This window comes from Patescibacteria group bacterium, assembly GCA_028710985.1.
Classification (GTDB): Bacteria; Patescibacteriota; Patescibacteriia; order JAHJFT01; family JAHJFT01; genus JAQTTB01.
This window is the reverse complement of sequence record JAQTTB010000001.1, coordinates 48,622-60,665: the sequence shown is the minus strand read 5'-3', so window position 1 is coordinate 60,665 and position 12,044 is coordinate 48,622. Positions and strand designations below refer to the sequence as shown.

Annotated in this window: 11 protein-coding genes; all 11 read left to right on the top strand. The window is 39.3% G+C overall.

The window, feature by feature from the left end; all coding sequences use genetic code 11:
- Nucleotides 1-132 precede the first annotated feature (132 nt).
- Complete coding sequence (locus tag PHW53_00270; GenBank protein MDD4994901.1) at nucleotides 133-1,119, top strand: NAD-dependent epimerase/dehydratase family protein; 987 nt, start codon at nucleotides 133-135, stop codon at nucleotides 1,117-1,119.
- A 2-nt stretch (nucleotides 1,120-1,121) separates the two neighbouring features.
- Entirely contained in the window at nucleotides 1,122-1,832 is a 711-nt protein-coding gene (locus tag PHW53_00265; GenBank protein MDD4994900.1) for a YdcF family protein, read from the top strand.
- A 77-nt stretch (nucleotides 1,833-1,909) separates the two neighbouring features.
- A complete protein-coding gene (locus tag PHW53_00260; GenBank protein MDD4994899.1) occupies nucleotides 1,910-2,941 on the top strand; it encodes a glycosyltransferase family 4 protein in 1,032 nt (343 codons plus the stop codon).
- Nucleotides 2,938-4,068 (top strand): glycosyltransferase family 4 protein, encoded by a 1,131-nt coding sequence (locus PHW53_00255; protein ID MDD4994898.1) that lies wholly within the window; start codon nucleotides 2,938-2,940, stop codon nucleotides 4,066-4,068. The genes PHW53_00260 and PHW53_00255 overlap by 4 nt, the downstream gene beginning before the upstream one ends.
- Nucleotides 4,049-5,053, top strand: coding sequence for a radical SAM/SPASM domain-containing protein (locus PHW53_00250; protein ID MDD4994897.1), 1,005 nt, complete (start codon nucleotides 4,049-4,051; stop codon nucleotides 5,051-5,053). Before PHW53_00255 ends, PHW53_00250 begins: the two co-directional genes overlap by 20 nt.
- 5 nt (nucleotides 5,054-5,058) lie before the next feature.
- Nucleotides 5,059-6,174, top strand: a complete 1,116-nt coding sequence (locus PHW53_00245) for a glycosyltransferase family 4 protein (protein MDD4994896.1) — start codon at nucleotides 5,059-5,061, stop codon at nucleotides 6,172-6,174.
- A 437-nt stretch (nucleotides 6,175-6,611) separates the two neighbouring features.
- Nucleotides 6,612-7,220: a glycosyltransferase family 4 protein gene (locus PHW53_00240; GenBank protein ID MDD4994895.1), complete on the top strand. Its 609-nt coding sequence runs from the start codon at nucleotides 6,612-6,614 to the stop codon at nucleotides 7,218-7,220.
- A gap of 7 nt (nucleotides 7,221-7,227) precedes the next feature.
- Nucleotides 7,228-7,956 carry a class I SAM-dependent methyltransferase gene (locus PHW53_00235; GenBank protein ID MDD4994894.1) on the top strand — a complete coding sequence of 243 codons (729 nt, stop codon included), beginning with the start codon at nucleotides 7,228-7,230 and terminating at the stop codon, nucleotides 7,954-7,956.
- 12 nt (nucleotides 7,957-7,968) lie between these two features.
- Complete coding sequence (locus PHW53_00230) at nucleotides 7,969-9,633, top strand: hypothetical protein (protein MDD4994893.1); 1,665 nt, start codon at nucleotides 7,969-7,971, stop codon at nucleotides 9,631-9,633.
- A gap of 8 nt (nucleotides 9,634-9,641) precedes the next feature.
- Entirely contained in the window at nucleotides 9,642-10,586 is a 945-nt protein-coding gene (locus PHW53_00225) for a glycosyltransferase family 2 protein (protein MDD4994892.1), read from the top strand.
- A 17-nt stretch (nucleotides 10,587-10,603) separates the two neighbouring features.
- Nucleotides 10,604-12,040 carry a methyltransferase domain-containing protein gene (locus tag PHW53_00220; GenBank protein ID MDD4994891.1) on the top strand — a complete coding sequence of 479 codons (1,437 nt, stop codon included), beginning with the start codon at nucleotides 10,604-10,606 and terminating at the stop codon, nucleotides 12,038-12,040.
- Nucleotides 12,041-12,044: the final 4 nt, after the last annotated feature.

Below are 12,044 nucleotides of genomic sequence, written 5' to 3'. Positions count from 1 at the left end.
TCTATTTCTTTTTTTTGTTTTTTCTCTTGATATAGCCAAAAATTCGTTCTTGACGATTATACTCAATATATATATAATAGTCTAATGTTATATTAATTTCAAGTCAATAAAACAGCTAATTCTACTCAAAATATGGACTATTCTCAACTAAAAGACAAGAGTGTTCTTGTGACCGGCGGGGCCGGGTTCGTGGGTTCACACTTGACGGATCGCTTGCTCCGTGAAGGAGCTAAGGTAATAGTTATTGACGATTTGAGCACGGGCAAACTGGAAAATTTTTCTAGTTTTCGCGAAAATCCGAATTTTAAATTCATTGAAGGCGATGTTTGCGTCTACGAAGAACTCAGGGATGTTTTTTTGATGAATCCGATTGATTATGTTTTTCATTTAGCAGCCGTGGTCGGAGTGAAGCGAGTTCAAGAAAATCCGCTTTTGCCGCTTCGTGATATCGATGGATATAAAAATATTTTGGAGTTGTCGCTCATTAAGGGTGTTAAGAAGATTGTTTTTTCATCGTCATCCGAAGCTTATGGTGAGCCGGTGACTTTGCCGGAGAAAGAGGACGGAGTGCATAATCCGCGTTCGCGCGATACTTACGCATTGACCAAGCTAATTGGTGAGAATATGTTTTTAGGATATAACGATAAGTTTAATCTGCCGGCCACAGCCCTGCGCTTCTTTAATGTTTACGGACCGCGCCAAGAGTCCTCGGCCTATGGATTTGTAACCGGAGTGTTTATCCGTCAGGTTTTGGATGGTAAATCGCCCACAGTTTATGGTGATGGTATGATGACGCGTGATTTTATTTATATTGATGATAATATTGAATCACAAGTTCGGGCGCTTCTTACGGAAAAGACAAATGGTCAGGTTATAAATATTGGAATGGGTCGGCAGACCACGATATTGGATTTGGCGGAAAAGATTATCAAAATTTCGGGCCGTGAAGATCTTCAACCCGTGTTCGTTGAAGGAAAAAGGGCTGATATCCGTTATCGCTGTCCGGATGTAACGCGCATGAAGGAACTTTTGGATTTCTTGCCGCAAGTCGGACTGGACGAAGGATTGCGGCGTACTTATGAGTGGTATAAAAGTATCTATAATAATTCGGCAACATAGATATGCCATTATCCGAAGGAGTCTCATCGGTGACCGGCGAAATATTTGATGAGACTAACGTTGAAAAGGAAAATAAATATCGCTATGACGCCATTATCACGTTGAGTGGCGCAATGAGAAAGCATGAAAAATTCGGATGGCGCACGACGGCCTATTCCGAAGGCGATGCATTCGGCGCCTTAGGTGGCCGGATTAGAGTTATTGCCACGGAGTATCTCTTTAAAAAGGGCGACACGGCAAAGAACGTTTTGACTGTCACTGGAAAGCCTAACTATCTTGAAAGCGAGCCACCGGAGACGCCGGAGGAAAGTGAGTTGATGAAAAAAGAGTTAGTGGGAAGAGGAATACCGGAAGAATCGATTTTTGTTGAAAAAGTTTCCAAAAATACCAAGCAGAATTTTGAAGAACTATTCAGGATAGCAAAGGAAAATTTTTGGAACCATATTTTAATCGTTACGAATGCTTATCATGTTCCGAGATCGGAAGCTTTTTGTAAAAAGTTTCAGAAAGACAATCCAATATATAGCGATGTCGACGTGGATTTCATTTCCGCGGAAGATGTATTAATCGAGCAGGAGCCTCGATGGAAAGAGTTAATTGATAAGGCCTATGCCCATCCGGAAATGATAAAAAGACTGGAGAACGAAATGAAGGGGCTGGAGGCTTTGAAGAGTAGTCAATATAGTTCAATTCAGGAAAAAGTAATTAAGTGATTTTTTATAGAATGAATGGACAAAAAAAAATTGTAATTTTTTCTTGCTTTTACGACCCATTTATCAGCGGTGCGGAGATGTTTGTGAAAGAAGTGGTTGAACGGCTGGCTGGAGAATATGATTTTACAATCATCAGCGCTCGATTAGATAAGAAACTGCCAAAATTTGAACAGCGGGACAAGTTTAAGTACTACCGCGTTGGAATCGGCAGTTCTTTTGATAAATGGCTGTATCCGATTTTTGCTGTAATTTTAGCCAAAAAATTAAAGCCGGACTTGGTTCATGCAGTTATGGAGAGCTATGCCGGCATCGCGTTGTGGCTTTTTTCAATTTTTAATAAAAAAATTACAACAATCCTGACTTTACAAAGCGGCGATCTGGACGATCCGAGCAAGAAAATTCCCGCATTTCTTTGGAAAAGAATTCACTCTACGCCCGATCTTGTAACTGCGATTAGCTCGTCGCTTGCTGAACGCGCGAAGAAATTGAGGACCGATCAGGGCAAGGTTGTAATTATTCCGAATGGGGTTGACCTTGAGCTGGCAAAACAAAGTCAGGCCGAACCGATCCCGGGAAGAATCGTCTGCGTGGCGCGACTCTCCTGGGAAAAAGGATTGGATTATTTAATAAAATCGTTGCCCTCGGTTTTTCAAGAATTTCCCAATGCTCATTTGGTTATGGTTGGGGAGGGAAATAAAAGACAGGAAATTGAGCGGATGATAAAGGAATTGAATTTGGGGAGCAGGGTTACGCTCTTGGGTAAACTGCCGCACGAAGAGACACTTAGGGAGATGGGCAAGGCTCAAATATTTATTTGTCCATCGCTCGCTGAGGGTTTAGGTATTGTCTTTATTGAAGCCCAGGCGTGCGGGGCGCCAGTTATAGGAACGCGAGTCGGCGGAATTCCGGATGTTATTTCCGATAATCAAACCGGGCTTTTAATTGCGCCGCGAGATTCGGAAGCCATCGCTGCGGCCATAAAGCGTCTTCTTAGCGACCAGGAACTGCGCGAACGATTAAGAAATAATGCTTTTCAGGGGTTGGGAAGATTCAACTGGGATAAGGTTGTTCGGCAAGTGAGCGGGGAATATGATAAATATTTAAAATGAAGATATTGATCACAACGGGCATATTTCCACCGGATATTGGCGGGCCAGCAACGTATGTAGAAAATTTATCTGCGGAGCTAAAAAAATTAGGCCATGAGATCGAAATAATTACATATGGCCAGCCAAATGCGGTGGAGGGGATGAGAATCCACGGTGTTTCAAGAAAGCCGTGTGTTTATATTAGATATTTCACCTTTTTTATTAATGTCTTGCGACACGGACGAAAGGCGGATCTCATTTATACATTTGATATATTGAGCGCTGGTTTGCCAACCGCAATTGCCAATGTATATTTAAGAAAAAAAATATTTTTGCGTCTCGGTGGAGATTATCTTTGGGAGAAAGCGGCTGAATCCGGCCAAAGGGTTACGCTATCGGAATATTACGGCAGAAACTTATATACGCGTGGCATGGCCTTTCGTCTTATTAAATTGGTTTTAACACGCAGTTCCCATATTATTTTTTCTACCGATTTTCAGAGAAATATTTATTTGAAAGTATTTCCTTTCATTGAGGCCAAGAGCAGCGTTATTTTAAATCCATTCCCTCAGATTTTAAAAGGGCAGTCATTGAGTTACGCTGAACCGGATAAAATATTTTTATTTGCTGGCAGATTGATAAAATTAAAAAATCTGGCTGATTTAATTAAAATTTTTGTCGAGCTTCGTACCGAGGGAAAAAAGATTTTTTTGAGTGTTTATGGCGATGGTCCCGAAAAAGATAATTTAAAACGAATTGTTCGAGAGAGCCGGTCAGATGAATATATAAAAATATTTGACGGCATTCCGCATCAAGGGGTTATTGAAAGGATAAAATTGGCCTATGCCTGCATCCTGCCTTCGTTTTCGGAAATCAGCCCGAATTTTGGCATGGAATGCATGAAACTCGGGAAACCCCTGATTATTACCAGGGATAATGGTATGGAAGAAATTTTTGAAGGTAGATCCACTTTGACTAATCCAATGGATCGCGAAGAAATAAAAAAAGACATTGCTCGTTTGGCCGAGGAATCTGATTATGAAAGAATTTGTCCAGATATAAAAGAAGGTGAATTAAACCGCACGTGGAAAGATACGGCGACCGATACCCTGAATATAATAAAACGATATGTATTGGCTGAAAGATAAAATAAGTAAATCGACTCTGTTCAACAGAGCGCTGTTATTGCTTCCAGATGCCTGGATTCGGAGGGTTAGGCCGCTTAAAGAAATAATTATTGAGGCCTCGAGTTTTTGTAATTTGCGTTGTCCGTTTTGCATTCAGAGAACGTCAACCAAGCCGAGAGGATTTTTAACCTTGAAACAGCTCGAGGAAATAGAAAGTTATTTGCCCAGGAGCATCAAAAAAATTACTTTGCACTTTTCCGGCGAATCATTCGCCAATCCTGAGTTTCCGGCGATGGTGAAGTATCTCAAAGACCACGGTTATATATTGACAGTTAGTACTAATGGGACCATGCCGGTTGAAAGGTATCGCGAGGCGGTCGGCTATGGAATTGATAATTTGATTTTTGCCATGGACGGAGCATCGGCCGAGACGCAGCAGAAATATCGTGTCAATAGCGATTTTAATAAAATAGTTGGAACCCTGCGGCAGATAGCGGGCATCAAAAACCGCAAGACAAGGATTATTATTCAATTCTTGGTAATGAAGTTCAATGAGCGTGAGATGGGAGCGATTGAGGATTTGGGCCGCAAGCTCGGAGTTGACGCCCTGTGGTTTAAAAGCGCTTCTTTCAATATCGGGTCAACGGCCGAACTTCAGGAAAAGCTTCTAGCAAATGCCTTGGAGTTTCTGCCAACGGATTTAAAAAATAGTCGCTATCGCCTGAAGGAGGGTAGACTCGTGAATATAGATAAGCCAAAGACATGCCCCTGGATTTGGCGCAGTGTGATACTTTGGAACGGTGATGTGGGTGTATGCTGCACCGATCTTGAGGGGAGCATCGTGGTTGGTAATGTTTTTGAAGAAAGAAGTTTTAATAAAATTTGGCAGAGCGATAAATACGCAAAAATCAGAAGAGCAGTCATTGAGCAGGAATTGCCGGTATGCAAAAACTGCAGCATTGCCAATAAGCCGATAATTAAAGCAATTAATTTGAAGCTGAAATGAACATTTTGATAATTGGCACCGATGCAAGAATTTTAAAGTCGGGTAGCGAGACACAGGAGAGATTTAAGAGTTACGCCAATTTTATTGGTAATAAATTTTATATTTTGCTGCCGGCTGGTTGTAGCACGAATATACAATTAACCGACAACGTATTCGTACGATCCGTGGGAGTTAATAATAAATTTTTTGGCTGGTTAAAATTGTGGAGGGAAGCAGCCAGCATTATTAAGCGCAGCAATATTAATGTCGTTTCGGTTCAAGACCCGTTTGCCATCGGGTTAATCGGATATTTCGCTAAAAGAAAATTCGGTTTAGGTTTGAATATTCAACTCCATGGCGATTTTTTTAGTAATCCTCATTGGCGCGGAGAAAATTTTTTGAACAATCTACGATGGTATCTTGGCTTGGGAATTATAAAAAAGGCCGATTCTATCAGAGCGGTTAGTCAGAGAATCAAGCGGGACTTAATCAAGAGAGGGATTAATCAAGAAAAGATAACGGTTCTGCCGATTTGCACACCTTGGAAAAGTCTGGAATTAAAGGAGCCGGATTTTAATCTAAAGGAAAAATATTCACAATTTGATTTTATCGCTCTGGTTATGGGGCGATTGGAGAGGGTAAAAAGAATAGACGTTGCCTTAAAAGCATTTTTAATGTTCTTAAAAAAAAGTCCTAAGAGCGGCTTGCTCATTGTTGGCGAGGGGAGTCAGGAAAAAGAATTAAAAAGATTGGTAGGCGAATTGGGCTTGGGTGAATCGGTGATTTTCATTCCCTGGACCCAGGACGTTGTGAGTTTTTTTAAGGGAGCGGATTGTGTTTTATTGACCTCTGAATACGAAGGATGGAGCAGGGTGGCTATTGAATCCCTGGCTTGCAGCTGCGCAGTTATCATGACCGACGTCGGTTGCGCCGGAGAGGTGGTAAAAAACTATGAGAATGGTATCGTGGTCCCGGTAAATAATATAAGTGCGATTTCTGACGCATTGGTCAAAGTAAAGAATAACCCTGAATTAAAAATGAAGTTTAGTCAAAATGCCAAGAACGCGTTAGAGCGACTTCCGGGCAAGGAGGCGACATTAAAACTTTATAACGAAACATGGGACAAGGCGATAAAAAAATAAATCTGCTAATTATTACTCAGAAGGTTGACAGGGACGATAAAGTGCTTGGATTTTTTCATAACTGGATTATGAAGATTAGCCCATCGTTTGATACTGTTAACGTAGTTTGTCTAGAGTCAGGAAAATATAATTTGCCAAACAATGTGCGAGTTATATCCCTGGAAAAGGAAAAAAGGAAGAGTCGGGTTGGCTATATTATCGAATTTTATAAAAATATTATTTTTCTAATTAGGGATTACGACGTTATTTTTGTCCATATGAATCCGGAATATATTGTTATGGCCGGTATATTGTGGAGAATTTTTAATAAAAAAATTTTTCTATGGCACAATCACAAGATTGGTAATATCATAACTAGGTTTGGCGTCTTATTTTCCAATAACGTATTCTACACTTCACCAAATTCGTTTTGCTCGCGGTATAAAAAAGCAAGGATTATGCCCGTTGGGATCGACACAGATATATTTAAAGGTTTCGATCCATCGGCGAAATATGAAAAATCCGTATTGTTTCTGGGGAGAATATCGCCAGTTAAGAAAGTCGAAATGTTTGTTAACGCTTTGTCTGATCTGCATGGCCAAGGAATTGGCTTTACGGCGAGTATCTATGGCGATCCGACCGATTCCGATGCGGAATATTATCAAAGAGTCAGGGGAGCGGGCAAGGAGCTGGAGGGCGCAGGAATGCTTTCTTTTTATCCTGGCGTGCCATATCGTGAGACATCGAACATTTATAACCAACACGCGCTTTATGTTAATTTTACACAGAGCGGGAGCATGGATAAGACAATTTTTGAAGCCATGGCCTGTGAAATGCCGGTGCTGGTATCAAATAGGGCGCTAAAGGATGTTTTGCCTGAGCCGATGGTTTTTGAGGAGGATGACGTGAATGATTTTAAGAATAAATTGATAAATTTATTGACTATGGATGTAGACAGGCGGGTGGCGTTAGGCAAGGGATTGAGAGAAATTATAATCCGCGAGCATAGTTTGGATTTTTTAATTGAGCGTTTGATGGATAATTTTTATCCAGATAAGAATATTTAATAAAGTTATGCGATCTGACGTCTATAAATTAATTTATACAGCTGAAAAAGATAATTGGTGGTATAGGGTGAGGCGAAGAATTGTAGCTGATATAATCAGTAATTTTTTTTCTGACCATAGTGGTGCATTGAAGATGCTCGATGTCGGTTGTGGCACGGGTATGCTGATGAAGGAGCTCAAAAAATTCGGTGTTTGTTATGGCGTTGATAATAGCCCGTTGGCCGTTAATTTTTGTAAACAAAATTTTTTAGAGAATGTCGATTTGGGAGATATTACGAATATTCAATTTCCAGATAATTTTTTTGATGTTGTGATTTGCCTCGATGTATTAGAACACGTGTCTGATGATAATAAAGCTATTAGTGAATTGAAACGTGTAGTAAAAAAAGAAGGAATAATTATTATTTTTGTTCCTGCTTTTAATTTTTTGTGGGGCTGGGCCGATGAGGCGGGACATCATTTTCGCCGTTATACCTACAATCAAATTTTTGTAAAATTACGGAGTTTGGGTTTGCACGTTGTACGTTCTTCGTATTTTAATACCATTTTATTTTTGCCAATATTATTTTTCCGTTTTTTCGAAAAAGCTTTTTTTTCTGTTAAGAAAATCGAATTTGTCGGCAGCGGCGGCCCCTTATCTCGTATATTATTTTGGGTGTTTTCCCTGGAAGCGTTTGTATTGAAGCGTTTTAATTTTCCATTCGGCGTTTCGTTGATGGCGATATGTAGAAAATAATTTTCATAAAATATGTCAGAGCGTAAAAATGTTGGAATCGTCAATTTATGTGTAATATTGATTTTTTTGTTTATTGCCGCTCTGTCGGTTGTTTATAATTTTTCCCTGCCGTTTAGACTCAATGGCGATGAGATTGCCATTATGGCGTCTAACCGGGCTTTAATGGATAGTTCTTATCCAGGAAATGAATTATTGTCCACGATGACGTATCGATACTACGTTTATCCATATATTATTAATGCGTTGAGTTATTTCTTTGATCCATTTACCAGCCGCAATATACTATTATTTTCTATGGTTTTTTTTACTGGTTATTCGGCGTATATTGCGCTTAGAATATTGGGCATACGGCGTTCAATCGCGATCGTTGTAGCTATAGTAGCCCTTGCCCCGCGCTTTTCGGTCGGGAACGAAATATTCGGAGTTCTCACGAATTATGAAGTTTTGGGACGTTCGACGGCGATGCCATTCTTATGGATAATCGGTGCATTAATTATTAAATTTATTTACGACAATAAGAAAATTTGGCCGTTGTTCTTATTGCTCGGTATAGTCTCTTATATTCATCCGGTAAGCATATTATTTTTTACTTTTCTAGCTCTCGTAATATCTTTATTTCTTTTATTTTGGCGCAATAATTTTTTTGGTGTTTTGAAACAGACCGCATCAGCGTCAGCTGCATTTATTCTTGGTTCATCCTTGCTGTTGTATGAAATAATTTTTCGTTTAGATGCAATAAATTCCAAATTTTTATCTAATGTTGAATACTCAAGCTTAGACTTCTTGGAAGCGATAATTTTTAGGACGCCATGGGATTATCCGCCGGAGAGCCTTATGTGGATACGGCATATGATAATTATTCTTGTTTTCTTTGCGCCATTCGTTGCATATGTTTTGTACCTCTTGAAAAAGAGGTTAATCATAAAAGAATCCTTGGATTATCTTATCGCAAAGTGGTCAATTTTATTTATACTGCTCTCAATATTTTTTAGTGTATTTTTTCCAATACTACAAATAGCGATGATCCATTTGGATGGTCCGTTTATTTTTCAGCAAACTAGTCGATTTTTTAAATTTGTTTACTTTGGTATATTTTTATTAGTGGCTGTTTCACTGGAAGAATTATTTAGACGCAATAGATATTTTTTACAAAAAAAAGTTCGAGTAATTTTCTTATCCGCCCTGCTCATTTTGGGCTTTTTGAGCTCCTCCTTTGGCTTCGAATGGTTTCAATTTTTATTAGGTTATGAGAATTATCAGGAGGAATATATACCCAGGGTATTTCAAAATAAGGTGTTTGAAGACCAGGAAAAGATATATAATATAGTTTGCCAGCAACTTAAAAACGGCGGTGTCGGCGACGGGGATACCGTGATTAGTAATGATTTTAATTTGCGTTATTTCTGCAGGGTTAATATAGTTACTTCCTTTGAAGAGGGATCCGCATATTTAATGTCGGGCAAGAATCAATTGGTAGAATGGCGCAGAGTATTTGAAGAACAAAACAATGCCCTACACGGTGACGATATCGTTAAGTTGATAGATTTTGGTCGTAAATATGGGGCAAATTATGCGCTATTGCGTTCGAACTCAGCGTTAGCCGGAGTGGTGAAAGAAGGGGATCAAGGGGATCTTCCCATATCGCAAAATGAATATTTTGTTTTAATTAAATTTTAATGGGAAATATGCATTTATCGATTGTTATACCAGTCTATAATGAGGAAAAAAATTTATTGGAATTGGTCCGAGAGATCGTGTCCGTAATGGAGAGGAATAGTTATGATTATGAAATAATTCTGGTTGACGATGGGTCGAGCGACAATTCTTTGGCCGTGTTAAAATCACTAGCGGGCGATAATAATAAAATTAAGGTTTTAAGTTTTGCGGTAAATCGCGGACAAACCGCCGCGCTTCAAGCCGGGATTGAATATGCGAGCAGTGATATAATCGTGACCATGGATAGTGATTTAGAAAATGACCCGGCCGATATTCCAAGGCTCTTGGAGCGTATTAATAACGGGTATGACGTTGTTTCCGGGTGGCGTCGCGGGCGTTGGCAAAAGAATAAATTAAGTCGTAGACTGCCCTCCCTCATGGCGAACTGGTTGATTTCAAGAATTACTAATGTTAAGTTGCATGACTATGGATGCACATTGAAGGCATATAGAAAAAAAATATTACACGGGTTTTCCCTCTATGGAGAAATGCATCGGTTTATACCGGCTTATGCCGTACGCCAAGGCGCTAATCTGACAGAAGTGGAGGTAAACTATCGTCCAAGAAAAGCCGGTCGGAGCAATTATGGTTTATCTAGAATTTTTAGAGTTTTACTGGATTTGGTAGTTATAAAATTTTTTGAAAAGTATTTGAATAAGCCGATGCATTTTTTTGGAGGGATGGGGTTTATCGCGCTTTTTGTCGGGATTATGGCCGGCCTATCTGCGATTGTGCTTAAAATTTTTGGATTAAGAAGTTTCGTGGAGACTCCATTGCCGATATTGACTGCTTTATTTATCATTGTCGGCATACAGCTTATCGCCATGGGTGTTTTAGCGGAATTGATCATGCGCACTTATTATGAATCGCGAGGGGAGAAACCGTACGTTTTAAAATCTAAAATTAATTTTTAGACATTTTAAATCCAGTTATGAAAAGTACGAACAAATTAAATTTAGGATGCGGTGCGTCAAAAAAGAGCGATTATATCAATGTTGACATCAATCCGTTAGTTTCACCGGATGTTATCCATGACCTGAACAGTTTGCCTTATCCATTTGAATCGAATAGCTTTGATTTGATTGAGGCTTATCATGTTTTGGAGCATCTCGATAAACCGTTCGAGGTGATGAAAGAGATGCACAGAATTTTAAGAGACGGCGGCATTTTAAAATTGAAAGTGCCGCATTTTTCTCGCGGCTTTACGCACGCTCAACATGCACACGGTTTTGATGTTGCTTTCCCCCTTTACTTTAATGAAAAGTATACTTCATCTGGATATATCGGCGTCGAATTTAGGCTGAAAAGAATGGAACTGCGGTGGATGGCTTTTCCGCATTTATTGCAATATTTGGGTTATGGCGAAATTTCCACGCAACTACTGAAAATAGTAGATAAATTTATTAGCGGTTTAGCTAATTTTAACCAGGTTTTTTGCAGCAGAATATGGTGCTTTTGGGTTGGGGGATTTGATGAGATTTCGTTTGAATTCGTTTGTGTAAAATCACACTCCAAGGAGCTGAATGAAGCTATTGCTAGTCCGGATCAGGGTACGGCAGATGCATTTGCCAAATCGTGGAATCATCTGGTCGCTGGTTCAATATATACATTTAAACAGTTCGAGGATTGGATGCATCCACTGACCAAGAATGATTTTTCTGGAAATAAAATATTAGAGCTCGGCTGCGGCAATGGCAGCCTGATGGTGCATTTAGCAAATTGGCAGCCGCGTGAAATGGTTGGGGTTGACTTAGGTGCTTCCGTCGATTCGGCGAGAAAAAATTTAGAAGATATCAAAAATACAAAATATAGGATTATTCAGGATGATATTTTACAATTCAGCGAAGGTGGGTTCGATGTTGTTTATTGTATTGGCGTTCTCCATCATTTAAAGGAGCCGGAGTTGGGTTTTAATTTTGTAATTAAAAATACTATACCCGGCGGTCGTTTTCATTGCTGGGTTTATGCGGAAGAAGGCAATTGGATAATAATAAACGTCATCGATCGACTTCGTCGCATTGTTTGTCATACACCATGGTGGTTAAATAAATATTTTATCGCTGGCCCATTGGCTATTTTATTTTTTCTTTACTCTAAAATAATCAATATACTTAAAAGTATTTCTTTTGTAAAAAAATTACCATTATATCAATATACCGTTTGGATTTCCGAGGAGAACTTTATTTTTTTTCACCACATTGTTTTTGACCAATTGGTAACGCCAACAACTACATATTTATCAAGGGATCTTATCGAACGATGGTTGAGAAGTAATTCAGAAATTGATTTGAATTCAATTTATATTCAGATGAGAAATGGCAATTCATGGAAATTCGGAGGTCGTAAAAAGAAAATTGTTGAAGCGTGACTTT

Excerpts from the sequence above, each read along its gene's own strand:
- PHW53_00270 (MDD4994901.1), top strand. The coding sequence starts at position 133 with ATGGACTATTCTCAACTAAAAGACAAGAGTGTTCTTGTGACCGGCGGG.
- PHW53_00250 (MDD4994897.1), top strand. The coding sequence starts at position 4,049 with ATGTATTGGCTGAAAGATAAAATAAGTAAATCGACTCTGTTCAACAGA.
- PHW53_00260 (MDD4994899.1), top strand. The coding sequence starts at position 1,910 with ATGTTTGTGAAAGAAGTGGTTGAACGGCTGGCTGGAGAATATGATTTT.
- PHW53_00230 (MDD4994893.1), top strand. The coding sequence starts at position 7,969 with ATGTCAGAGCGTAAAAATGTTGGAATCGTCAATTTATGTGTAATATTG.
- PHW53_00255 (MDD4994898.1), top strand. The coding sequence starts at position 2,938 with ATGAAGATATTGATCACAACGGGCATATTTCCACCGGATATTGGCGGG.
- PHW53_00225 (MDD4994892.1), top strand. The coding sequence starts at position 9,642 with ATGCATTTATCGATTGTTATACCAGTCTATAATGAGGAAAAAAATTTA.
- PHW53_00240 (MDD4994895.1), top strand. The coding sequence starts at position 6,612 with ATGCCCGTTGGGATCGACACAGATATATTTAAAGGTTTCGATCCATCG.
- PHW53_00220 (MDD4994891.1), top strand. The coding sequence starts at position 10,604 with ATGAAAAGTACGAACAAATTAAATTTAGGATGCGGTGCGTCAAAAAAG.
- PHW53_00235 (MDD4994894.1), top strand. The coding sequence starts at position 7,228 with ATGCGATCTGACGTCTATAAATTAATTTATACAGCTGAAAAAGATAAT.
- PHW53_00265 (MDD4994900.1), top strand. The coding sequence starts at position 1,122 with ATGCCATTATCCGAAGGAGTCTCATCGGTGACCGGCGAAATATTTGAT.